Below are 21579 nucleotides of genomic sequence, written 5' to 3'. Positions count from 1 at the left end.
GTTCCTTAATCGTGGGTCTGACCGCTGTACTCGGTGACGCGCATCGAGGGGCGGTCGCAGAAACGCTGGTACCAGGCGTTCAGGCGCGGGTGCTGGGCGAAGTCGCAAAGCTCGCGGAACGCGATCCAGTCCAGGGCGGTGCCCAGGGCCACGTGGCCAACGTTCAGCGGGCCGTCGAGTTCGACTTGTTGTTCGAGGTAGCGGTACGACTCTTCGAGCTTGTACTTCTGGCCCTCGCCATAGGCCGGGTAGCGCAGGTGCGCCGGGCGGCGCTCGACTTCCCAGCGCAGCTTGATGCCGACATCGCACAGGCCCTGGGCCAGCGCCTGCAGGCGCAGGGCCTGGTAGCGCTCGGGGCGTTGCAGCGGGATCAGCTTCGGCCCCTGGTGCAAGGTATCGAGGTAGTCGCAGATCACGATCGAGTCGAACAGCGCCTCGCCCTCGGGCAGCATCAGCACCGGCACCTTGCCCAGCGGGTTGGCCTGGTAGATGGTCTCGTTGCGGGTCGTGGGGCTGGTCTCGTGGTGGATCACCTCCAGGCGCTCGGCGAGCCCGAGCTCATGGGCCATCACCAGCACCTTGCGGGCGTAGGGCGAGTGGGTCTGGTAGTAGAGCTTCATGGGGTGGTCCTTGTGTCGAGGATGGCCGAGGCGGCCTTGTGGGCGTCGATGAACAGCCGCGACGGCGCGCCGGCCGAGGTGACGTAGTGGTTGTAGTAGCAGGAGCCCTCGGCCAGCGGCCCGAGCACCCAGAGGTTGCGCACCGGTTCGCCGCTGCTGGCGCGAGGGTGGCAGGCCGCGTCGACATCGATGCCATCCAGGCCCGGCACGTCGGTGCGCGGGCGGATCAGGCCAAGCCGCGCCAGGTCGCGTACCGGGGCGCAGTCGCTGTCGTGCACGCCGCTGCCCTGCACGTAACCGGCCACGCGCCGGTAAGGCTTGGCGGCTGGCACGCCGCCCGGCGGCAGGAAGGTCAGCAGCCCGGCGTCGCTGAGGGCCAGCAGGTCGGCGTGGCGCTCCTTCTGCGGCCCGGCCACCAGCCGGTTGATCGCCTTGTGCCAGCGGCCGTAGAACTGCCGGTGCGAAGCCTCGGTGAGGCCGTCGAAGTCGACTGCCTCGCGCAGCCGGTCACGCAGATCGCGCCACACCTCGATGGCTGCCTTGACCGGCGATTCGGCGCGGCCGATGCGGGCCTCGTGCAGGTCGGCCTCGATGGCGTCGTAGATCCACGCATGGTAGTTGTGCGCGTTCACCTGTGCCGGCAGGCTGTGCAGGATCAGCGCCTGCGGGTCGATGGTGCCGGACAGCGCCTCGTAGTGACGCAGCAGGCTTTCGCTCTCGCGGGTATCGATGGGCGTTTGCAGGCTGACTGTGCGCAGTTGCTCCAGCACTTCACGGTGGCGCGCCGGGTCGGTCTTGGCATGCAGCACCGCCATGCCGGCCGCGCGCATTTCCAGGAGCATGCGCGGCAGCACGTCACGCTCGAAGTCCAGCTGGCCGTTCGGCGCCTGCTGGCGCAGTGCATCGATGTGGGTACTGGTGAGGAAGATCGGCTTGTGCCGTGGCGCCCGGGTCAAGCCATTGGGGCGCGCGCGGAACGGCAGGCCGTCACGCGACTGGATATAGATCACCGGCTCCTTGCCGGATGAGAAGTACACATGGCTGGCGTCGGCCATGCGGTGGTAGGCGCCACCGCGGCCAGCGGTCAGCGCCGCCAGGGTATCCATTGCCCCCAGGCCCAGCCCCTCGAGCAGCACGGCTTCGCCGGCGGCGATGCTGTCGAGGCTGCCCGGCAGCGGGTAGATATCACCCACCCGGCCTTCCTCGTCTGCCCGCACCCGCCCGGTATGGCCGACAGTCAGGATCAAACGGTTCACGGTCACAAAGTCGCCCGACGGCAGCTTGAGCTGGTAGGCCTGCTGCGCATCGGTGCGCAGGCCGACCACCGGGTGCGGGTGCAGGCGTACCGCCACCCAGGCTGGCGCGCTTCTCAGGATGCGCGAGAAGGCGTCGGCCAGGTAGGCGCCGAGCAGCCGGCGCGGGAGGAAGTCCTCCGGCTCCACCGCGCGCCCGTCGTCGGTCACCAGGCCGGTCTTCGGGTCGACCTTGACTCCCTTGGCCCGGCACCAGTCCAGGAAGTCCGGGCCCGAGCGTTCGCGGGCATCGTGCAGGGTGCCGAAGGCCGCCGCGTCGGGGTACACCCCGAGTTGCCCGGCCACGGTGTTGAGCAGCAGGTAGTCCGGTTGGTTGGGCCAGTGGGCACCGGTGCCGAACACGTTGGGGTCGAAGATGTCGATCAGCAGCGGCTGTTGCGGGCGGGTTTCGGCGATGCTCAGCAGGCGCTCGAAGATCGACAGCCCGCGCGAGCCGCAGCCCACCAGGCCGACGTGCAGGGGCTTGCTCACCATCTGCGCTCCTCCCCGAAGAACGACGGCACGGCGACAGCCGAGCCTTGCTCGAGGGCCACGTCATGGATACGCCGGCCCAGGGCCAGGTCAAGGATGCCCATGCCGAACGGCGAATAAATCAGCGTTTTGTCACGGTTAACCTGCAGTTCGCCGCGCAGGATCTGTGCCACGGTGCCGGTGACGAAATCACGGTGGCCGAAGCGCTGCTCGGCCAGGTGCGGCGAGGTGTTGGCCTTGAGGCAGTGGCTGACGTCGTCGAAGTAGTTGTAGCTGGCGGCGACGATGCCGGCATCGATGTCGCGCAGCGAGATGTTCAGCACGATCTGGCCTGGGCGGAAGGTGTCGTCGCCGCTGACGTACGGGGTGCCGGCGCTGGTGGCGAACACCACGATATCGGCCTTGAGCGCTTCTTTCAGCGACCACAGTTGCACCTGTGGCAGGCCCATTTGCTCACCGAAACCGGCCAGTGCCTCGGCCGACTCGCGGTTGAGATCATGCACGCCGACCTGGCCGAACGACCAGTCGTCGCCGATGAAGGTGTCGAGGATGTTGCGGGCGATCACGCCGCCGCCAATGATCGACAGGCTACCGGCACGCTTTTGTTTGTCATTGAGCAGCCAGGCGCCCAGCACGGCCGAGGCGGCGGTGCGCACGGCGCTGATTAGCGCGCCTTCGAGCAGCGCGTAGGGGTAGCCGGTTTGTGGGTTGTTGAGGATCAGTACCGCCGAGGCGCGTGGGATGCCCGCGTGGATGTTGTCCGGGTAGCTGGCGATCCACTTGATGCCTGATACCGACTGTTCGCCCTGTTTGTAGACGATCGCCGCCGGCAGGGCAATGATGCGATTGGCCGGCTCTTCGGGGAAACGCAGGAAGTAGCTGTCCGGGTTGACGGTTTCGCCGCGCTCGTGGGTGAGGTAGGTCTGCGCGACCACCTTGATGGCCTCCTGGCGCATGCCAGCAAGGATGTCCTTGACGGTGGAACCGGGGATCACGTGGAACGGGGGAATCGAAGCTTGTGCGGTCATGACTGGTTACGCCGTAAGGGAGAGAGGGAATTCGGGGAACAAGGGTTGCAGCGCGCCCGGGCCCAAGCGTTGGCTGACCCAGTCGTCTGAATAGAGGGTTTCCAGGTAGCGCTCGCCCATGTCCGGGGAGATCGCCACCATCACATCGTCCGGGCGGATCTGCGCTGCCCACTGCTGCACGCCGGCCAGCACCGTGCCGGTGGAACCACCGAACAGCAGGCCGTAGCGCTGCGCCAGCCAGCGGCACACCTGGACCGTGTGCACCTCGGGCACGGTGAGGAAGGCGTGGATATCGCTGGGCTCGTAGATCTCGGGGCGGCGGCTGGTGCCGAGCCCAGGGATATGGCGGGTGCCGCCGGGCAGGCCGAAGGTCACCGAACCGACCGAGTCCACCGCGATCACCTTGGTGCGCGGGTGGTGGTCGGCGAAGTAGCGCTTGCAGCCCATCAGGGTGCCGGTGGTGCCGGCGCCGACGAACAGGTAGTCGACATGCCCGAACTTCTCGGCGATGGCCCGCGCGGTGGCGTTGTAGTGGGCCAGCGGGTTGTTCGGGTTCTGGTACTGATTGAGCCAGATGTAGTCTGGGTTCTGCGCGACCATCTGTTCGATCAGGCGGATGCGCGAGTAGAGGAAACCACCGTTCTCGTCGCGCTGGTCGACCACGATTACCTGTGCACCCAGGGCCTGAATCAGCTTTCGGTTGGGCGCCGAAGTGTTCGGGTCGATGACGCAGACGAACTGGTAGCCCTTGGCCGCGCAGACCATCGCCAAGGCCACGCCGAGGTTGCCCAAGGATGATTCGATCAGCCGCGTTCTGGGGGGGATCAGCCCACGGCTTTCAAGATCCGAAATGATGGCGTAAGCAGTTTTGAGCTTGATTGAGCCTGCCGGGTTAAGTCCTTCGATCTTGAGTTGCACTTTGGCGCTGCACAACTGATCAATCTGGATGTAATTGTCTTCATTTATCAATTGCTTAATCATTAGCACATCCTTGTTAAGGCTTCCCGAACGAAATGGGCCCTGAGGCCGCAGTGCCGGTTGGCTTGGAAATAGAGGGTCTCGGAGAAGTAACTACCAGCGGCGTACTTGCCTGCTCTGCGGCTATTTGTAAATTCGCTTTCCATCCTTAGAAATGATGGTGCTTATATCGTTTAGAGTTGGCATTTAAGTGCGCCGACTAGCGCTACAGGAGGGATGTTGCGGCTGGGAGGGGGAGTGCGACAGATACAGGAATGTGGCGTTTTTCAATACACGCGCAGAGTTCTGATGGCTGTGTGAAGTGCTGGAGAGCCGTATGCCTCCAAACTCAAGTCATCGGCTACGGCTAGCAAGGTAAGCAGTTGCACTTTTTAAAAAGGAGGGCGAGCTGAAACAATAATGGCAGCCCTCGCAAGTGTGCTTCAGTTGGAGCTCAGCGTGGCTTAGGCACCAGAGCCGGCAGCAGTTTGCGGGAGATGGCTTCGCGTACGGTTGGCAGCACGGTGGCGCTGCCGGCAAGAATCTCTTCGACCATATGGCGCAGGGCGAGGGCACGTTCCGGGCACAGGCCGGTCACCGCGTATTCGCAGGCCTGCTCGGCGCTGGCACCACTGGGGATGCTGAAACCCAGGGCAATCAGGCGTTCGCGCAGATCTTCCTGGTCGATCAAGTCGGCATGCATCATCGTGATTGTCCTCGTGACAAATTCGAATTCGGCGTACCGTCAGCGCAGCACGCCCTCATCCAGCAGTAGCTTGAAGATAGCCTCTGCACCTTCCTGTGGCGAGACGCCCGTGATCACCTGGCCACCACCGCCAGCGGCCTTCGCGGTCGCCGCCTTCATGCGCTCGGCGCCGGTCTTGGCCTTGATCACCTTCAGGCGCTTGGGCCGTGGTCGAGCTGGCTGCCACTGCGCATCGGCATACAACGGATCATCGACCAGTTCCACTGCTTCCCGCTCCAGCGCACCGCGTCGGGCCGGGCCGAAGGCGCTCTGGCGCGCCGCCGGTGCGGCCGCATCGACGCTGGCGACAAAGGGCAGGCGTACCTTGAGACGCCGCCGCTGACCGCGGGGCAGGGCCTGCAGCACCTGGGCGCTGCCGCCCTCGATGTTTTCCACTTCCGCCAGGCCGACGATCAGTGGCCAGCCCAGGCGCTCGGCCAGCAGGTAGGGCAGCATACCCGAACCTTCGCCGGTTTCTGCCTGGCTGCCGGTCAGCACCAGTTGCGCCTTGGCCAGTTGCAGGTGCTCGGCCAGGGCCGGCAGGGCGTCGGCCTCGCGGCTCTGCTCGAGTACGGTGAGGCCGGGCAGGCCCATGCCCAGGTAGGCGCGCAGGGTGTCTTCCTGCGGGTCGCCGGCATGCACCACGTTGAGTTTTTCACCGGCCAGCTTGAGGCCCAACTCGACGGCGCGGGCATCCTGTTCGGCGCGTCGGGGCCGGCCCGAGGCAGGGTGGGAGCCGATGGACACCAGGGTGACGACATTCAGATCAGCCATGCTGCGACCCCCTGTATTGTTTTTCGCGGGCATGGCCCGCTCCCACGAGTTCGCGGGTGTGGGAGCGGGCCATGCCCGCGATAAGGACTTCAGGCCGCATTACGTTTGGCTCCGCTACGGTGGGCTTCCACGCGCTCGATCAAGGCCTGGAGGATGGCGGCGGCGTCGCCGATCACCGCCAGGTCGGCACGCTTGATCATGTCGCAGCCCGGGTCCTGGTTGACCGCCACCACCTTGTCGCAGGCACCGATGCCCTGCAGGTGCTGGATGGCCCCGGAGATACCGACTGCCACGTAGACCCGTGCGGTGACCCAGGTGCCGGTGGCGCCGACCTGACGGGCCCGCGGCATATGACCGTCGTCCACCGCCACCCGCGACGCACCTTCTGTGGCGCCCAGGGCGACGGCAGCGCGGTGGAACAGCGCCCAGTCCTTCACGCCGTTGCCACCGGACAGGATGAATTCGGATTCGGCCATGGGGATCTGCGCCGGGTCGACGGCGACCGAGCCCAGGTCCTCGATGCGTGGCAGGTTGCGCGCCACCTGTGTCGACAGCTCGACCTGGCGTGCCTCGTGGCGGGTTTCGCTGACCGGCTCGGCGCACTCGGCGGCGGCCAGGATCAGCCGCGGCGCCGTCCGCACGATGTCCTCGCGGCCCGCACCGGCGCGGCCGGTGCTTTGCCCATCCTTGACCTGCCAGACGCGGGTGGCCGGGCGCTCGCCCAGGCTGGAGGCCAGCCGCCGGCCCAGTTCGCCACCGCCGGTGCGGCTATCCGGGAGCAGCCAATGGCGCGGGGCGAACTGGCTGTCGACGGCGCGCAGGGCCAGCACCCGCTGTTCGGGCGAGTAGCCGCTGTATTCGTCGCCTGCCAGCTGCAGCAGGCGGTCGACGCCGGCGCTGTCGAACGCGGATTCCTTGTGCTCACCGAATACCACGGCCAGCACGGCGCCTTCCTGGCCGGCCAGCTGATGGGCGAGGCCGAGCAGGTCCTTGTCGTGGCTGCTCAGGCGGCCACCGACCATATCCGGTACCACGGCGATGACGAACGCCGGCTGCTCGACCACATGCAGCGGCAGTTGCACGGCCGCGCCGCTGCTCTGGCGCTTGGAGCCGCCGCCCTGCTGAGCGCCGCTGCGGTCGATACGCTTGAGGCCGGCCGGGCCGATGAAACCGGCCGCTGCCGCATGGGGGTTCTTGCGGACGATACCGTTGGGGCCCATCCACTGAATCTGCTGGGGCTGCAGGGCCGCGTGCAGCGGGTGCAGGCGGTTGCGGGCGATGCGCTCGGCGCGCGGGTCACGGCGGATGATGTCACTCATTCAGGCCACCTCCACGGCAGTGGGTTGCGCGAGGGGTTTCTTCTGGGGCACCTCGCTTTCGATCAACACCTCGGCCACCAGCTCGGCAATATCCTTGATCTGCGGGCGCGGCTCGACCACGCCTTCGAGCATCACGGTGCACTGTGGGCAGCCGACGGCGACCAGTTCGGCGCCGGTTTCCTTGATGTCTTCCATGCGCATGTCGGGAATCCGCTGCTTGCCGGGGATATCGGTGATCGGCGCGCCGCCGCCACCGCCACAGCAGCGCGAGCGAAAGCCGGAGCGCTCCATCTCCCTCACCTCGATGCCGATGGCCTTGAGCACCGCGCGCGGCGCCTCGTACTCACCGTTGTAGCGGCCCAGGTAGCAGGGGTCGTGGTAGGTGACGGAGCCGCCCTTGTGCTTGCCAAGATTCAGGGTGCCGCGCTGCAGCAGGTTCTCGATAAAGGTGCTGTGGTGCATGACCTGGTAGTGGCCGCCCAGGGCGCCGTACTCGTTCTTCAGCACGTGGAAGCTGTGCGGGTCGCAGGAGACGATGGTCTTGAACTGATACTTGTTGAGAGTGGCGATATTGCGTTTGGCCAGTTGCTGGAAGGTCGCTTCGTCGCCCAGGCGGCGGGCGACGTCACCGCTGTCGCGTTCTTCCAGGCCGAGCACCGCGAAGTCCACACCCGAAGCCTTGAGGATCTTCACGAAGGCACGCAGGGTGCGCTGGTTGCGCATGTCGAAGGCGCCATCGCCGACCCAGAACAGCACTTCGGCGCTGCCCTTGTCGGCCATCAGCGGCAGATTCAGGTCCGCGGCCCAGTTCAGCCGGCCACCGGGTGCGAAGCCGCCCGGGTTGTCGGTGGCGATGAGGTTTTCCAGTACTTCGGCGCCCTTGTTCGGCGTCGAGCCTTTTTCCAGGGTCAGGTGGCGGCGCATGTCGACGATGGCATCGACGTGCTCGATCATCATTGGGCATTCCTCGACGCAGGCGCGGCAGGTGGTGCATGACCACAGTGTGTCGGCATCGACCAGGGCCTTGCCTTGCAGGGAGACGATCGGCCGGGCCACGATTGGCTGGTGCGGGCCTCCGCTGTGCTCACCCAACGGCTTGCCGGGGTAGGGGCTGCCAGCGAAGTTGGCGTCATTGCCGCCGGCCAGGCCGATGACCATGTCCTGAATCAGCTTCTTGGGGTTCAGCGGCTGGCCGGCGGCGAAGGCCGGGCACATGGCTTCGCACTTGCCGCACTGTACGCAGGCGTCGAAGCCGAGCAGCTGGTTCCAGGTGAAGTCGGTGGGCTTTTCCACCCCCAGGGGGGCTTTCGGGTCGTTCAGGTCCAGCGCTTTCAGGCCGGTCGAGCGACCGCCACCGAAACGCTCGGCGCGGCGGTGCCAGGCCAGGTGCAGGGCACCTGCGAAGGCGTGCTTCATCGGCCCGCCCCAGGTCATGCCGAAGAACAGCTCGGACACGCCCCAGGCCACGCCAACGGTGAGAATGGCCGCCAGGACCCAGCCGCCGCTGCTCTGCCATGAAAAGTCAGCGGGCAGAACCCCGGCCACCGGCAGGGTGGCGATAAAGAAGCTGGCGGCGAACATCAGCAGGCTTTTCGGCAGGCGCATCCACGGGCCTTTCGACAGCCGCGCCGGCGGATTCAGGCGGCGCCTGGCAACGAACAGGGCGCCGGTGAACATCAGCACCGTGGCGGCCAGCAGGGCGAAGCCGAGGATGCGGTTGTGCAGGCCGAAACCATGCACCGCGACGGCCAATACCGCTGCCAGTACGAAGCCGCCGGCGGTGGCCACGTGGGTCCTGGACATGTATTTGTCGCGCTCGACCACGTGGTGCAGGTCCACCAGGTAGCGGCGCGGCATCTGCAGCAGGCCTTTGACCCAGTCGACCTGGGCCGGCCGACCGCGGCGCCACATGAAGAAGCGCTTGGCCGCGCCAAGGACCGCGAGGGCCAGGGCGGCGAAGAGCAGGATGGGTAGAAGGGTGTTCAGCATCGGTCTGTCCTCACCGGACGAGATGTCGTGGGAGCGGGCCGGCCCGCAACCGGGCATAGCCTTGGCACAAATCAATCGCGGGCATGGACTAGGCGTCCCGGCCCGCTCCCACAAGGGCGTCGTTTAGATCAGAAGTCTTTGCACAGGCGCAGGGCGTCGTAGATCGCCGCGTGCACGTTGCGCTGGGCCACGCAGTCGCCGATACGGAACAGCAGGTAGCCGTCGCCCGCTTCGCAAAGGCACGGCTGCGGCTTGATCGCGAACAGCGCCTCGACATCGATCTGGCCCTTGTTGCGCGAGCCGTCCTTGAGCCCGTAGTACAGGCCCTCGTCCGGGCGCACGCCGTTCTCGATGACGATCTGGTCGACCACCCGCTCTTCCCGCGCGCCGGTGTATTCGTTCTCCAGCACCGCGACCTTCTTGTCGCCCTCGGCGTAGACCTTCTCCAGCATCATGTCGCCGGTCATCACCACTTCCTTGGGGTACATGCTGCGGTAGTAGGTCGGGAAGGTGGTGCCGCCCATGGCCACGCCGGGCTTGATGTCGTCGGTGACGATCTCCACCTGGCTGCCCTTGTCGGCCAGGTAGTCGGCCGCCGACATGCCGGTGAATTCGCAGATGGTGTCGTACACCAGCACGTTCTTGCCGGGCTCCACCTTGCCGCTGAGGATGTCCCAGGCGCTGACCACCAGGCCTTCGGCCGCGCCCCAGTGCTCGTTCTGCTCGAGGAAGGCATGGCCACCGTTGGCCAGCACCACGATGTCCGGGCGCAGGTCGAGGATGGTCGCCTCATCGGCCGCCGTGCCCAGGCGCAGGTCCACGCCCAGGCGGGCGATTTCCAGCTGATACCAGCGGGTGATACCGGCGATCTGGTCGCGTTGCGGGGCGCGGGCGGCGATGCTGATCTGCCCGCCGAGGCTGTCCTGCTTCTCGAACAGGGTCACGTCATGGCCACGCTCGGCAGCGACGCGAGCGGCCTCCATCCCGGCCGGGCCGCCGCCGACGATCACCACCTTGCGCTTGGCGCCGGTGGTTTTCTCGATGATATGCGGCACGCCCATGTATTCGCGGCTGGTCGCCGCGTTCTGGATGCACAGCACGTCCAGGCCCTGGTACTGGCGGTCGATGCAGTAGTTGGCACCGACGCACTGCTTGATCTGGTCGATCTGGCCCATCTTGATCTTGGCGATCAGGTGCGGGTCGGCCATGTGCGCGCGGGTCATGCCGACCATGTCCACATAGCCGCCTTCGAGAATGCGCGTGGCCTGGTTCGGGTCCTTGATGTTCTGCGCGTGCAGCACCGGCACCTTGACCACTTCCTTGATGCCGGCCGCCAGGTGCAGGAACGGCTCCGGCGGGAAGCTCATGTTGGGGATCACGTTGGCCAGGGTGTTGTGGGTGTCGCAGCCCGAGCCCACCACGCCGATGAAGTCGAGCATGCCGGTAGCGTCGTAGTAGGCGGCGATCTGTTTCATGTCCTCGTGGGACAGGCCGTCGGGGTGGAACTCGTCGCCGGTGATACGCATGCCCACGCAGAAATCGTCGCCGACCTCGGCGCGCACGGCCTTGAGCACTTCCAGGCCGAACTTCATGCGGCCTTCGAAGCTGCCGCCCCATTCGTCGGTACGCTTGTTGACGCGTGGCGACCAGAACTGGTCGATCAGGTGCTGGTGCACGGCGGACAGCTCGACGCCGTCCAGGCCGCCTTCCTTGGCGCGGCGCGCGGCCTGGGCGTAGTTGCCGATGATGCGCCAGATCTCCTCGACCTCGATGGTCTTGCAGGTGGCGCGGTGCACCGGTTCACGGATTCCAGAGGGCGACATCAGGGTCGGCCAGTGGTAGCCGTCCCAGCGCGAGCGGCGGCCCATGTGGGTAATCTGGATCATGATCTTGGCGCCGTGCTTGTGCATGGCGTCGGCGAGATTCTGGAAGTGCGGGATGATGCGGTCGGTGGACAGGTTCACCGAGGCCCACCATTGCTGCGGGCTGTCGATGGCCACCACCGAGGAGCCGCCGCAGATCGCCAGGCCGATGCCGCCCTTGGCCTTCTCTTCGTAGTATTTGACGTAGCGCTCGGTGGTCATGCCGCCGTCGGTGGCGTAGACCTCGGCGTGCGCGGTGGAGAGCACGCGGTTGCGGATGGTCAGTTTGCCGATCTGGATCGGCTGGAACATTGCTTCGAAGGCCATGACCTTCTCCTCGATTCGGCGGCTAAGCGTTCACGGTTCTGTTTTTATGAGTGGCAGCGGCAAGGCGCGCTGCCACGCTGTAAACCGCTACAGGGGACGGGTAACGAACAGGCCATCGTCGTGGCCTTCTTCGGAGCCGCCATATTCCTGCACGGTGACGGTGCGCAGGCTGCTGCCCTTGGCGGACAGGATCTGGTCGATGGCGCCGGAGAACCAGCCGGTGAACATGTAGTCCACCTTGCGGCCGACCTTGCCGTACACGTACACGAAGGCCGAGTGCTTGAGCTTCACTTCCGCGTAGCCGGCGTCGATGTCCAGCTTCTGGATCTCGAACAGCCCCCAGCCGCGTTGCGACAGGCGCTTCATGTAGTGCTCGAACACCGCAGCGCCTTGCAGGCCGTGGCATTCGGCTTCCTTCTCGCACCAGTGCCAGGCGGATTTGTAGCCGGCCTTGTAGAGAATCTCGGCGTACTTGTCGGCACCGAGCACCTCCTCGATGCCGCGGTGATTGTTGACGAAGAAATGCCGTGGCACATACAGCATCGGCAGGGCGTCGGTGGTCCATACGCCGGTTTCGTCGTCGACCTGGATGGGCATTTCGGGGGCGTGGGTGGCCATGTGGATAACTCCGTAGTCAAGTCGTTTGTAGGGTGGATGGCGCTTTATCCATCCACCGGAAAGGTGAGTCACCGCGCAGTGGGGTGGTGGATGAAAAAAGCGTCATCCACCCTACGGTTTGGCATCGCGTCGGGCTTATTCGCCCCAGACGTCGGCCAGGACACGTACCCAGTTCTCGCCCATGATCTTGCGCACCACGCGCTCGGAGTGGCCGCGTTTGAGCAGGGTCTCGGTCAGGTTGGGGAACTCGCCGACGGTACGGATACCCAGCGGGTTGATGATCTTGCCGAAGTTGGTCAGGCGGCGGGCGTAGCCCTTGTCGTGGGTCAGGTACTCGAAGAAGTCCTGGCCGTGACCCTGGGTGAAGTCGGTGCCGATGCCGATGGCGTCCTCGCCGACGATGTTCATCACGTACTCGATGGCTTCGGCGTAGTCGTCGATGGTCGAGTCGATGCCCTTGGCCAGGAAGGGCGCGAACATGGTCACGCCAACGAAGCCACCGTGGTCGGCGATGAATTTCAGCTCTGCGTCGGACTTGTTGCGCGGGTGCTCTTTGAGGCCCGAAGGCAGGCAGTGGGAGTAAGTGACCGGCTTCTTCGATTCGAGGATCACTTCCTCGGACGTCTTGCTGCCGACGTGGGACAGGTCGCACATGATGCCCACGCGGTTCATTTCGGCGACGATCTCGCGACCGAAGCCGGACAGGCCGCCGTCGCGCTCGTAGCAGCCGGTGCCGACCAGGTTCTGGGTGTTGTAGCACATCTGCACGATGCCCACGCCGAGCTGCTTGAACACCTCGACGTAGCCGAGCTGGTCCTCGAACGCATGGGCGTTCTGGAAGCCATAGATGATGCCGGTCTTGCCCAGCTCCTTGGCCTTGCGGATGTCGGCGGTGCTGCGTACCGGCATCACCAGGTCGCTGTTCTCGCGGATCAGCTTGCTGCTGGCGGCAATGCTGTTGACGGTGGCCTGAAACCCTTCCCAGACCGACACCGTGCAGTTGGCCGCGGTAAGGCCGCCCTTGCGCATGTCCTCGAAGAGTTCACGGTTCCACTTGGCGATGATCAGACCGTCGATGACGATGCTGTCGGCGTGCAATTCGGCTGGGCTCATCAGGCGGCTCCCCTTGAATGAATGCACCAGATTCGCTGCTGGCGCTTTGTGGGCAGCATATGCCTGGACGCCCCGGCGACCCGATGCAAAAACGACGGGGGTATTGCCGAAAGCGTCAAGCCGAGGTCGTGATCGGATAAGGCGGCACCTTCGCCTGCGGCATTGGCGACGGCCTACCCAGGCCCCGGCCCGGGCAATCCGTGCCCGGGGTTGGTGCGGGCGTGCTTGGGGCGCCAGGTGCGTACGCAGGGTGCGTTAATCGACGCTCAACAAGCTTTAACAACCTTTAACAACATCGTCTGGCGATCGCTCTCTAGTCTTCGAGTCGTTGCAGGAAAGCCCGCTCGACGAGGTGGCTTTCCTGAAACCGGTTATCACCGTGGGTGATGCCGCTCATTACCACTTAGATATTTTCGGAGATATCCCATGGCTGAGACTCCTAGCGTAAACCCAGGCAATTCGGACGCAGCGATCGAGAAGATGTCCGCAGTGTTCGATATGGCGATCGAGAAATCCGCCAAGATCACCGAAATCACCACGGCCAAAAAAGCCGAACTCGACGCCACCAAGCAGCGTCCGCAGAACTGACCCGGGCTGCAGGCGGCGCTCGGCGTCGCCTGCAACCTGTGTCTGCGCCGTTATCGGCACCTTTTCCATCGAGTGCGTGATCCGACCGTTCTGGTCCCATGCGTTGCTCGATAGCGTCGTCCCTGAGCCCCGGTGAGTCCTATGACTGCGATAGCCTCGAGTACCTCCTCGCTGAACGGCGGCGACCTGCCGCGGCTGGATGTGACCGCCGGCATTCACCGTGGCGTGTCGCTACCGCTGGATGAAGCGGTGTACTGCATTGGCAGTGGCGCGGCAGCCAACCTGATGCTGCGTGACGCCGGGGTGGCGGAACGTCACCTGACCCTGCGCCTGGGTGCACGCCACGTCGGTGTCGAGGCTACCGGTGGTGATGTGCAGGTCATCCACAATGGGCGTGAAACCCCGATCGCGCGCGGGCACGGCTACCGCGGCCGACTGCCCGTGGATATCCGTATCGGCACGGCGACCCTGCGCCTGGCCATGCCCCAGGCCGGCGGGCCGGCGGCCAACCCGGTGTGGTACGGCAAGGCGCAATGGGCGACTGCCGCCTTGTTCATGTTCATCTGCGCGGGCGCCCTGGCGGTGCTGCGCGATGGGCCGATGCAGAGCGCCGAGCCCGAGTCCCTGCAGCGCCTGACTCTCGCCGAGGAGCAGCCGGCGGAAGCGCCCCGGGCGGCGTCGCTGCAGCTGGCCCGCGCCGATCTGGCCGGCCAGGCCAAGGCCGCCGGGCTGAACGATCTCAAGCTCGATACCAGTGCCGGGCAGCTGCGCGTCAGCGGAACCGTAGAACCTGGCCAGGAGCAGGACTGGCTTGCCCTGCAGCAGTATTTCGATGGCCGCTATGGGCGCCAGTACGTGCTGCGTGGCGATGTCAGCGTGCGTGAAAGCGCCGCCCGGCCGCGGGTCAACTTCCAGGCCGTGTGGTTTGGCGACAACCCCTACGTGATCAATGCAGCGGGTGCCCGCCTGTACCCTGGTGCCCCCCTGGAAGGCGGGTGGAAGCTCGAGCGTATCGAGGACGGTCAGGTGGTGCTGGCTCTGGGCGAGGAGCGCTTCGCCCTGACGCTCGGGCCTTCGCCAGCGCCTGAGCCAGTGCCTGAGGGCTAGCATGAAGATCGATTCACGCGCCCCGCTGGCGCCATCGGATGCCGCCTCCGACGTTCGCACTCGCCCGAGTGAGCTGCTCCCTGCATCACCCATCGCGCCACCCGCCGTTCGCCAGCCCAGCCTGCCGCGCACGCTGCCACTGCCGACCGTGCAGGACGATCTGCACGCCCTGGAGCTGGCCGCAGGCGTCGAGCCCGGGTTGTTCGCGGGCTCGCGGCCGGCGGAAATTCTCGAAGACATCCTCGAACGCATCCTGCCGTCGCTGCCCCTCGACGGTGAAACCCGGGCCCTGGCCATGAGCCTGGTGCGCGAGGAACTCGACACCCGCCAGGCCCTGGATCGCCAGCGCGTCGAAACCGAGGTGGAGCCATGATGCTGCGCGACGACCACGATGCCGCCAGGCTGCTCCAGGGCCTCGGCGATCTCTACCTGCGGGTCGGTCAGGGACCGCGCGCCCTGGTGCTGCTGCTGTTGGCCGTGCAGCTCAATCCCGATGACCCGGTGTTGCTGGCGCGCCTGGCGGCGGCCTTCACCGCCAATGGCGATGGGCAGCGGGCCTTGCACACCCTGGACCGTCTGCATGGGCTGCAGGGTGAATCGGCGGCCTGGCTGCTGCTGCGCAGCCGGGCGCTGTGGAGCGCCGGTCAGCACGCCGAGGCACGCGCCAGCTTTGCCCGCTACCGGGCGCTGCGCCTGGAGGATGCAGCATGATGGCGCGTCTGAGTGCCCTGGCGGGCATGGCGGCGCAACGTACCGAGGTGGTGATCGTCGCCTTCATGATGATGGCCATCGTGATGATGATCATCCCGCTGCCGACCTACCTGGTCGACACCCTGATCGGCATCAGCATCGCCCTGAGCATCCTGGTGCTGATCGTCGCCTTCTACATTCGCAAGCCCCTGGAGCTGTCCGCGCTGCCGGCGCTGATTCTGCTCAGCACGCTGTTCCGCCTGGCCCTGTCGATCAGCACCACGCGGCTGATCCTGCTGCACGGCGATGCCGGGCATATCATCGAGGCCTTCGGCAAGTTCGTCATCGCCGGCGAAGTGGTGGTCGGTCTGGTGATCTTCCTGATCATCACCGTGGCGCAGTTCGTGGTCATCACCAAGGGTGCCGAGCGGGTCGCCGAGGTGGCAGCGCGTTTCAGCCTGGACGCCATGCCCGGCAAGCAGATGAGCATCGACAACGACCTGCGCAACGGCGACATCGATGCCAACGAGGCGCGCCGCAGGCGTTCCGACCTGCAGCGCGAGAGCCAGCTGTTCGGCGCGATGGACGGCTCGATGAAATTCGTCAAGGGCGATGCCATCGCCGGTTTGGTGATCCTCTTCGTCAACCTGATCGGCGGCCTGCTGATCGGCATGCTGTCGCGCGGCATGTCCTTCGCCGATGCCGGGCACACCTACTCGCTGCTCACCGTGGGTGACGGGTTGATCGCGCAGATTCCGGCGCTGTTGATCGCCGTGGCCGCCGGCACCGTGGTGACCCGGGTCAACAACGAGGCCGAGCAGGCCGACCTGGGTACCGAGATCATCCGCCAGATGGGCAACAGCCAGCGTGCCCTGACGCTGACCGCGCTGATTCTCGCCGCCGTGGCGTTCATCCCCGGTTTCCCCGCGCCGGTGTTTCTCGGCCTGTCGGCCGTGCTGGGGCTGTGCGCCTGGCTGCTGCGGCGCCGCCAGCAGCGCGAGGAGCAAGCCGAGGTCGTGGCTGCCGAGGTGGTCGAGGAGGCGGCCGTCGCCCCCGAACCCGAGCAGCAGGCGGATGCCCCGGTCGCCGCAGCGGACACCCGGGTGCTGCTGTCGATCGGCCCGGGGCTGGCCGAAGTGGTACCGCTGCAACCCTTCAAGCAACGCCTCGAGGTGCTGTGCCACGACCTGCACAACGAGCTGGGCATCGAGTTCCCGATGCCGTCGGTGGTCGTCGACATGGCCGGTTCGACCGGTAGCTACCGGGTCGAGCTGGAAGGCGTGCCGGTCGACCAGGGCGAACTGAACCCGGCCCAGGTGCTGCTCAAGGACGACCCCGTGCATCTGCAACTGCTCGATATTACCGGCGAGGAACGCGCATCGCCCCTGGGCAGCCGCGTCGGCCTGTGGATCGCCAGCGAACACCAGGCCGAGCTGAGCGACGCGGGGATCGTCTACCTGCGTCCCGATGAGATCCTGCGTGATGTGCTGGCGCGTGTGCTGCGTCGTTATGCCGGGGACTTTCTCGGTATCCAGGAAACCCGCCAATTGCTGGCGCACCTGGAGGAGAGCCATGGCGAACTGGTCAAGGAAGCACTGCGGGCCGTGCCCCTGCAGCGCATCGCCGACGCCCTGCGGCGCCTGGTCGCCGAGGGCGTGTCGATCCGCAACCGGCGGGCGCTGCTCGAAGCGATGGTCGAGTGGGGCGGCCGCGAAGGTGATGTGGGGCGCTTCAGCGACCACCTGCGTACCGCCCTGGCGCGGCAGATCAGCCACCAGCATGCCGATGAACAGCGGGTGATCGCCGCCTTCGTGCTGGGTTCGGCCCTGGAGGCGCAGCTGCTCGAGGCAGCGCGCCAGCAGGACACCGGACGCGGCGAGGTCCGTGCCCGGGAAGCCACCCGCGGCCTGCTCAAGGCGCTGCGCCAGGAGTGCGCGCAATTGCCCGAATTGGTCAAACCGACCCTGGTGGTGCACCCGGAGCTGCGCCGCCGGATCCTGCGCCTGTGCATTCGTGACGAACTGGAGATGGCCGTGCTGTCCTTTACCGAGCTGGCCCCGGAATACAGCCTGCAGGCGATCAAGGTGCTCGGCACGCCGAGCACCGCGCGGGCGGAAAAAAGCCAACCTGCAGCCGCGCTGGCGGGTGCGACATGATGCGCCTTTTGCTGCTGACGCTGTGCTGCCTGCCACTGCTGGCCATAGCCCAGTCCCCGCTGGGGGGCGATATCAGCCTGGGCACCGGCGAGGGGCGGATCATGCGCTTCAGCGACCCGGTGGAGGCGGTGATGATCGCCGAACCGGGCGTGGCCGACCTGCAGGTGGTGTCGCCCGGGGTCATCTACCTGTTCGGCAAGCGCCCGGGCCACACCACCCTGGTGGCCCTGGGCAGTGACGAGCGGGAAGTCGCCTCGCTGCAGATCAGCGTCGGCAGCAACGGCCGGCCGATCAGCAGTGCGCTGCGCAACCGTCATCCGCAGAGCGGCGCTGACGTTCAGGGCGTCGGCAACCGCCTGGCGGCCCGTGGCCAGGTCAGCAACGTCGCCGAGGCCCTGGACCTCAATGCCCTGCTCGACCCCACCGGGCAGGACTGGCAGGGGGCGGTGAACACCGCGACTTACGCGGGCTCTGCCCAGGTGAACATTCGCGTGCGCTTCGCCGAGGTGTCGCGCGAAGAGCTGCTGCGCTACGGCGTGAGCTGGAATGCGCTGTTCAACAACGGCACCTTCTCGTTCGGCCTGCTCACCGGCGGCAACCTGGCGGCCGAGGCCGCTGCCGGCGGCTCCAACCTGATCGGCGTGGGCCTGGACAGCGGCAACTTCAATATCGACAGCGTGCTCGAGGCGCTGCAGAGCAATGGCGTGCTGGAGATCCTCGCCGAGCCGAACATCACCGCCATGACCGGTGAAACGGCAAGCTTCCTGGCGGGCGGTGAAGTGCCAGTGCCGGTGCCGGTGAACAGCGACCTGGTGGGCGTCGAGTACAAATCCTACGGAGTCTCGCTGCTGTTCAGCCCCACCCTGCTGCCGGGTGACCGCATCGGCCTGCAGGTGCGCCCGGAAGTCAGCAGCCTGATGGGCGGCAGCACCCTGGAAGTTTCCGGGTTCCGCGTCCCGTCGTTCCGCGTGCGCCGCGCCGACACCCGCGTCGAGGTCGGCAGTGGGCAGACCTTCGCCATTGCCGGCCTGTTCCAGCGGGAAAATTCACGGGATCTGGAAAAGGTCCCGTTGCTGGGCGACATGCCGGTGCTCGGCAACCTGTTCCGCTCCAAACGCTTTCAGCAGAACGAGACCGAGCTGGTGATCCTCATCACCCCCTATCTGGTCGAGCCGGTGCAGACCCAGGCCATGCTCACGCCGCTCGACAAAACGCTGGGCGCCCGTGCCGATGCCCCGGCGCGCAGCAGCTCCTTCGGGTTCCACCTGCAATGAACGGGAGTGCCGTGATGAGCCGTCTGAGCCTGTTGTCCACCTGCCTGCTGCTGGGTGCCTGCCAGACCGAACTGCAGGCGCCGGACTATTCCCCCGGTTACCAGACCATCGTCGACGCTAACGGCCAGACCCTGCTGGTGCCGGATGCCTGCCGGCGCGTCAGCAACGAGGGCCAGCCGGTCGACGAACGTGAGCTGTTGCCGTTGCCGCCAGGCTGCGCCAACAACGCCAATCTGCTGCAGATGGTCGAGCGCCGTGGCGACCTGCTGCGTGGCCGGCCGACCGGGCCGACCCTGGCCGCGCCGGTGGGCCGTGCGGCGCAGTCGTATCTGGAAGGTTTCGAGACCGACGAGAAGCGCCGCCGTCGCCAGGAGCAGGCCACGCAGAGCGATACCGGAGGTGGGCAATGAGCCTCGCCATCACCCGCCAGCAGGTTCTACTGCCCGGTGCTCAGCCCCAGGGCCCGGGCGCGTTCGCCGGGGTCACGGATGGCCGCGATACGTTGCGCCTCGGCGATCAGCGCCTGGCGCTGGCTGGCGCTGGTGTCGTCGAGCTGCACGCTGGCCGGTTTGCCCTGGGCGCCCGCCAGTACCTGAACCAGCAGCACATTGCGCTGATGGCGCCGCTGCGCGGTGGGGGCACGGTCGATGCCGGCGATCTCGCGCAGGGCATTGCCGGTGTCGCCGTTGAGCGCATAGGCCAGGGCCAGGTTGCTGCGCGCGTCGAGGTCGTCGGGGGCCAGCCGGCGTGCCGTGGCGAAGGCCTTCTGCATGGCCGTGACATTGCCCAGTTGCGCCTCGGCGGCGCCCAGGCGGGCAAAGGCCTGGGCATCGTTGGGCAACTGCCGGGCGGCGCTTTCCAGCAGCGGCTGGGCGCGCTCCGGGTAGCCCAGGCGCAGCTGCGCGGTGCCCAGGCCGAGCAGGCCCACCGGGTTGTCCGGCTGCAGCGCGACGGCTTTCTGGTAGGCCGCCTCGGCGCCCTGGGTGTTGCCGCTCTCCAGCCGCGCATGGCCCAGCCGCTGCCAGGCGTCGAAGCCCGCCCCCGGTTGTTCGGCAGCCCTCTGGTAGAGCGTCGCGGCGGTACCGCGGTCACCGCGCGATTCGACATCGCCGGCCAGTTTCATCAGGCGCTGATAGGCCTCATCGCCGTCTGCTGCGGGCGTGCTCGGCGTGTGGTTACTGCAGGCGCCCAGCAGGGCGAGGCTGGCAAGCAGGATGCAGCGGGTGGAAATCGACGGCAAGGGCGGTGCTCCTGGGTTGGTTCGGCACGTGCACGGCATTCTATAGAGCCAGCTTCGGCGGCATCTGTGAAGCGGCTGCGAAATCTTGTGATTGTTGCCGGGCGGCGGTTGTTTCATCGACCTGCCTGCGCCGATAGTGGCTCCATCGGGCGCTGCCTGGCGCTGACCCTGCTGTTGCTGGCTGGCGGTGTGGGCACGGCCCGCGCCGAAGTCACGCCACCCTGGTTCGATCAACCCTACGACTATGTGGTGATCAACCAGGATCTGCGCAGCACCCTGGAAGCCTTCGGGCGCAACCTCGGGCTGCCGATGGCGATTTCCAACCGGGTCAAGGGCCGTGCCCAGAGCAACCTGCGCGCGGCCAGTGCCGGCGAGTTTCTCGACGCCCTGTGCGGCAACGGCGGCCTGACTTGGTTTTTCGACGGCAACATGCTGCATGTGAACAGTGAGGAAGAAATCGAGATTCGCCAGTTCGAACCCAGCGGTTTTCAGCTCGACGAGTTGCAGACCGCGTTGGACGAGCTGGGTGTAGCAGGCAAGCACCTGTCGCTGCGCAGCAGCTTTCACGGTGACGGCATGCTGATTTCCGGGCCGCCGCCCTACATGGCGCTGGTCCAGCAACGTATCGATCAGCTGCAGAGCCCGCTAGTCGCCGAACCCGAGGTGGTTCGCGAGCGGGGCGTGCGGGTGTTCCGTGGCAGCGCCGGCATCCAGGTAGTGAAGGATGCGGACGAATAAACCTCAGACGAAAGGAGAGATCCCATGGCAGTCAGCTCGGTAGATGGCAACACCAGTCCCCAGAACACCCCCGAAGCCGAATTCGACCAGGCGCTGGAAAACGCCCAAGGGGACACGATGACCGACGACATGATCACCCAGGCGATCATCCTCGGTGGCCAGTTCATCGTCATGCCGCGGGCCCAGGAGATTCTCAAGGAAGCCACCGCGGACGACGAAGAATAACCACGGGGATCGGCCATGACAGTCAGTGCAGCAGTTGCCACGGCGGCGCCTACGGCCGCCGGCCAGGACGTCGCCCAGGTATCGCAGAACCTGTTCGAGCATATGGCCAGCCAGGCCAAGGGCATGCCCCAGGGCGCCAGCCCGAATCAGATCGGCGAAAACCTCATGGAGCGGCTCAACGGTTTCATCGACCGCTCCAAGGGTTTTTCCGACAGTGCCGCGGTGGAGCGCACGCCCTACATCAGCAGTGCACCGGTGGATAAAGGCGCCGGGGTCGAGCCGGGCAAGGTCAACGAACAGCAGATCGACCGCCTGGTCGGCTCGCTCAGCCGGGTCTTCGACTACTCCATCGAGACCCAGATGGTGGTGCGCGGTGCCACGCAGATTTCCGGCTCTGCCAACACCCTGTTAAGGGGCCAGTGACC

Annotated in this window: 22 protein-coding genes; 10 read left to right on the top strand and 12 right to left on the bottom strand. The window is 66.3% G+C overall.

What is annotated here, in order from left to right; translation table 11 throughout:
- Window positions 1-5 precede the first annotated feature (5 nt).
- From K8U54_RS08690 to K8U54_RS08640, 11 genes are all read right to left on the bottom strand, one after another.
- Window positions 6-620, bottom strand: coding sequence for a glutathione S-transferase family protein (locus tag K8U54_RS08690; protein WP_249909755.1), 615 nt, complete (start codon window positions 618-620; stop codon window positions 6-8).
- Window positions 617-2407 (bottom strand): FAD/NAD(P)-binding protein, encoded by a 1791-nt coding sequence (locus K8U54_RS08685; RefSeq protein WP_249909754.1) that lies wholly within the window; start codon window positions 2405-2407, stop codon window positions 617-619. Before K8U54_RS08685 ends, K8U54_RS08690 begins: the two co-directional genes overlap by 4 nt.
- Complete coding sequence (gene sbnB, locus K8U54_RS08680; protein ID WP_249909753.1) at window positions 2401-3432, bottom strand: 2,3-diaminopropionate biosynthesis protein SbnB; 1032 nt, start codon at window positions 3430-3432, stop codon at window positions 2401-2403. Before sbnB ends, K8U54_RS08685 begins: the two co-directional genes overlap by 7 nt.
- Window positions 3433-3438: 6 nt before the next feature.
- Window positions 3439-4413: a 2,3-diaminopropionate biosynthesis protein SbnA gene (gene sbnA, locus K8U54_RS08675; protein ID WP_249909752.1), complete on the bottom strand. Its 975-nt coding sequence runs from the start codon at window positions 4411-4413 to the stop codon at window positions 3439-3441.
- Window positions 4414-4843: 430 nt separating this feature from the next.
- Window positions 4844-5095: a hypothetical protein gene (locus tag K8U54_RS08670; protein ID WP_249909751.1), complete on the bottom strand. Its 252-nt coding sequence runs from the start codon at window positions 5093-5095 to the stop codon at window positions 4844-4846.
- Between the two features lie 39 nt (window positions 5096-5134).
- Window positions 5135-5908, bottom strand: a complete 774-nt coding sequence (locus K8U54_RS08665; RefSeq protein WP_249909750.1) for an electron transfer flavoprotein subunit beta — start codon at window positions 5906-5908, stop codon at window positions 5135-5137.
- Between the two features lie 89 nt (window positions 5909-5997).
- The gene (locus tag K8U54_RS08660; protein WP_249909749.1) at window positions 5998-7227 is read right to left on the bottom strand and encodes an electron transfer flavoprotein subunit alpha/FixB family protein; all 1230 of its coding nucleotides are present in this window, start codon (window positions 7225-7227) and stop codon (window positions 5998-6000) included.
- Window positions 7228-9216 (bottom strand): dimethylglycine demethylation protein DgcB, encoded by a 1989-nt coding sequence (dgcB, locus tag K8U54_RS08655; RefSeq protein ID WP_249909748.1) that lies wholly within the window; start codon window positions 9214-9216, stop codon window positions 7228-7230.
- Window positions 9217-9344: 128 nt separating this feature from the next.
- Window positions 9345-11405, bottom strand: a complete 2061-nt coding sequence (gene dgcA, locus K8U54_RS08650) for a dimethylglycine demethylation protein DgcA (protein WP_249909747.1) — start codon at window positions 11403-11405, stop codon at window positions 9345-9347.
- 87 nt (window positions 11406-11492) lie between these two features.
- Window positions 11493-12023 (bottom strand): DUF5943 domain-containing protein, encoded by a 531-nt coding sequence (locus tag K8U54_RS08645; RefSeq protein ID WP_074889884.1) that lies wholly within the window; start codon window positions 12021-12023, stop codon window positions 11493-11495.
- Between the two features lie 135 nt (window positions 12024-12158).
- Window positions 12159-13136, bottom strand: a complete 978-nt coding sequence (locus K8U54_RS08640; RefSeq protein WP_249909746.1) for a dipeptidase — start codon at window positions 13134-13136, stop codon at window positions 12159-12161.
- Between the two features lie 426 nt (window positions 13137-13562).
- Between K8U54_RS08640 and K8U54_RS08635 the strand changes: the two genes are divergently transcribed.
- The 7 genes from K8U54_RS08635 to K8U54_RS08605 all read left to right on the top strand — a co-directional run bounded on the left by K8U54_RS08635 (window position 13563) and on the right by K8U54_RS08605 (window position 19361).
- Entirely contained in the window at window positions 13563-13724 is a 162-nt protein-coding gene (locus tag K8U54_RS08635) for a hypothetical protein (RefSeq protein WP_167364722.1), read from the top strand.
- Window positions 13725-13865: 141 nt separating this feature from the next.
- Window positions 13866-14831, top strand: coding sequence for a SctD/MshK family protein (locus K8U54_RS08630; protein WP_249909745.1), 966 nt, complete (start codon window positions 13866-13868; stop codon window positions 14829-14831).
- Between the two features lies 1 nt (window position 14832).
- A complete protein-coding gene (locus K8U54_RS08625) occupies window positions 14833-15204 on the top strand; it encodes a hypothetical protein (protein ID WP_249909744.1) in 372 nt (123 codons plus the stop codon).
- Window positions 15201-15542 carry a tetratricopeptide repeat protein gene (locus K8U54_RS08620; protein WP_249909743.1) on the top strand — a complete coding sequence of 114 codons (342 nt, stop codon included), beginning with the start codon at window positions 15201-15203 and terminating at the stop codon, window positions 15540-15542. Before K8U54_RS08625 ends, K8U54_RS08620 begins: the two co-directional genes overlap by 4 nt.
- The gene (gene sctV, locus K8U54_RS08615) at window positions 15539-17677 is read left to right on the top strand and encodes a type III secretion system export apparatus subunit SctV (protein ID WP_249909742.1); all 2139 of its coding nucleotides are present in this window, start codon (window positions 15539-15541) and stop codon (window positions 17675-17677) included. Before K8U54_RS08620 ends, sctV begins: the two co-directional genes overlap by 4 nt.
- Entirely contained in the window at window positions 17674-18951 is a 1278-nt protein-coding gene (locus K8U54_RS08610; protein ID WP_434059992.1) for a type II and III secretion system protein family protein, read from the top strand. The genes sctV and K8U54_RS08610 overlap by 4 nt, the downstream gene beginning before the upstream one ends.
- A gap of 14 nt (window positions 18952-18965) precedes the next feature.
- Window positions 18966-19361 carry a hypothetical protein gene (locus K8U54_RS08605; RefSeq protein ID WP_249909740.1) on the top strand — a complete coding sequence of 132 codons (396 nt, stop codon included), beginning with the start codon at window positions 18966-18968 and terminating at the stop codon, window positions 19359-19361.
- 26 nt (window positions 19362-19387) lie between these two features.
- Here the strand turns inward: K8U54_RS08605 and K8U54_RS08600 are convergent, their stop codons facing one another.
- Window positions 19388-20191, bottom strand: a complete 804-nt coding sequence (locus K8U54_RS08600) for a tetratricopeptide repeat protein (RefSeq protein WP_249909739.1) — start codon at window positions 20189-20191, stop codon at window positions 19388-19390.
- 108 nt (window positions 20192-20299) lie between these two features.
- Here K8U54_RS08600 and K8U54_RS08595 point away from each other — a divergent pair, with 108 nt between their 5' ends.
- From K8U54_RS08595 to K8U54_RS08585, 3 genes are all read left to right on the top strand, one after another.
- A complete protein-coding gene (locus tag K8U54_RS08595; RefSeq protein WP_249909738.1) occupies window positions 20300-20929 on the top strand; it encodes a type III secretion protein in 630 nt (209 codons plus the stop codon).
- A 24-nt stretch (window positions 20930-20953) separates the two neighbouring features.
- A complete protein-coding gene (locus K8U54_RS08590; RefSeq protein WP_249909737.1) occupies window positions 20954-21154 on the top strand; it encodes a hypothetical protein in 201 nt (66 codons plus the stop codon).
- 102 nt (window positions 21155-21256) lie between these two features.
- A complete protein-coding gene (locus K8U54_RS08585) occupies window positions 21257-21577 on the top strand; it encodes a hypothetical protein (RefSeq protein WP_371923720.1) in 321 nt (106 codons plus the stop codon).
- Window positions 21578-21579 lie beyond the last annotated feature (2 nt).

It is taken from the genome of Pseudomonas fulva (assembly GCF_023517795.1).
GTDB lineage: Bacteria > Pseudomonadota > Gammaproteobacteria > Pseudomonadales > Pseudomonadaceae > Aquipseudomonas > Aquipseudomonas fulva_D.
The sequence above is the reverse complement of the archived record's forward strand: the minus strand, read 5'-3'. Positions and strand labels throughout refer to the sequence as shown.

Excerpts from the sequence above, each read along its gene's own strand:
- K8U54_RS08690 (WP_249909755.1), bottom strand. The coding sequence starts at position 620 with ATGAAGCTCTACTACCAGACCCACTCGCCCTACGCCCGCAAGGTGCTG.
- K8U54_RS08685 (WP_249909754.1), bottom strand. The coding sequence starts at position 2,407 with ATGGTGAGCAAGCCCCTGCACGTCGGCCTGGTGGGCTGCGGCTCGCGC.
- sbnB (WP_249909753.1), bottom strand. The coding sequence starts at position 3,432 with ATGACCGCACAAGCTTCGATTCCCCCGTTCCACGTGATCCCCGGTTCC.
- sbnA (WP_249909752.1), bottom strand. The coding sequence starts at position 4,413 with ATGATTAAGCAATTGATAAATGAAGACAATTACATCCAGATTGATCAG.
- K8U54_RS08670 (WP_249909751.1), bottom strand. The coding sequence starts at position 5,095 with ATGATGCATGCCGACTTGATCGACCAGGAAGATCTGCGCGAACGCCTG.
- K8U54_RS08665 (WP_249909750.1), bottom strand. The coding sequence starts at position 5,908 with ATGGCTGATCTGAATGTCGTCACCCTGGTGTCCATCGGCTCCCACCCT.
- K8U54_RS08660 (WP_249909749.1), bottom strand. The coding sequence starts at position 7,227 with ATGAGTGACATCATCCGCCGTGACCCGCGCGCCGAGCGCATCGCCCGC.
- dgcB (WP_249909748.1), bottom strand. The coding sequence starts at position 9,216 with ATGCTGAACACCCTTCTACCCATCCTGCTCTTCGCCGCCCTGGCCCTC.
- dgcA (WP_249909747.1), bottom strand. The coding sequence starts at position 11,405 with ATGGCCTTCGAAGCAATGTTCCAGCCGATCCAGATCGGCAAACTGACC.
- K8U54_RS08645 (WP_074889884.1), bottom strand. The coding sequence starts at position 12,023 with ATGGCCACCCACGCCCCCGAAATGCCCATCCAGGTCGACGACGAAACC.
- K8U54_RS08640 (WP_249909746.1), bottom strand. The coding sequence starts at position 13,136 with ATGAGCCCAGCCGAATTGCACGCCGACAGCATCGTCATCGACGGTCTG.
- K8U54_RS08635 (WP_167364722.1), top strand. The coding sequence starts at position 13,563 with ATGGCTGAGACTCCTAGCGTAAACCCAGGCAATTCGGACGCAGCGATC.
- K8U54_RS08630 (WP_249909745.1), top strand. The coding sequence starts at position 13,866 with ATGACTGCGATAGCCTCGAGTACCTCCTCGCTGAACGGCGGCGACCTG.
- K8U54_RS08625 (WP_249909744.1), top strand. The coding sequence starts at position 14,833 with ATGAAGATCGATTCACGCGCCCCGCTGGCGCCATCGGATGCCGCCTCC.
- K8U54_RS08620 (WP_249909743.1), top strand. The coding sequence starts at position 15,201 with ATGATGCTGCGCGACGACCACGATGCCGCCAGGCTGCTCCAGGGCCTC.
- sctV (WP_249909742.1), top strand. The coding sequence starts at position 15,539 with ATGATGGCGCGTCTGAGTGCCCTGGCGGGCATGGCGGCGCAACGTACC.
- K8U54_RS08610 (WP_434059992.1), top strand. The coding sequence starts at position 17,674 with ATGATGCGCCTTTTGCTGCTGACGCTGTGCTGCCTGCCACTGCTGGCC.
- K8U54_RS08605 (WP_249909740.1), top strand. The coding sequence starts at position 18,966 with ATGAGCCGTCTGAGCCTGTTGTCCACCTGCCTGCTGCTGGGTGCCTGC.
- K8U54_RS08590 (WP_249909737.1), top strand. The coding sequence starts at position 20,954 with ATGGCAGTCAGCTCGGTAGATGGCAACACCAGTCCCCAGAACACCCCC.
- K8U54_RS08585 (WP_371923720.1), top strand. The coding sequence starts at position 21,257 with ATGGCCAGCCAGGCCAAGGGCATGCCCCAGGGCGCCAGCCCGAATCAG.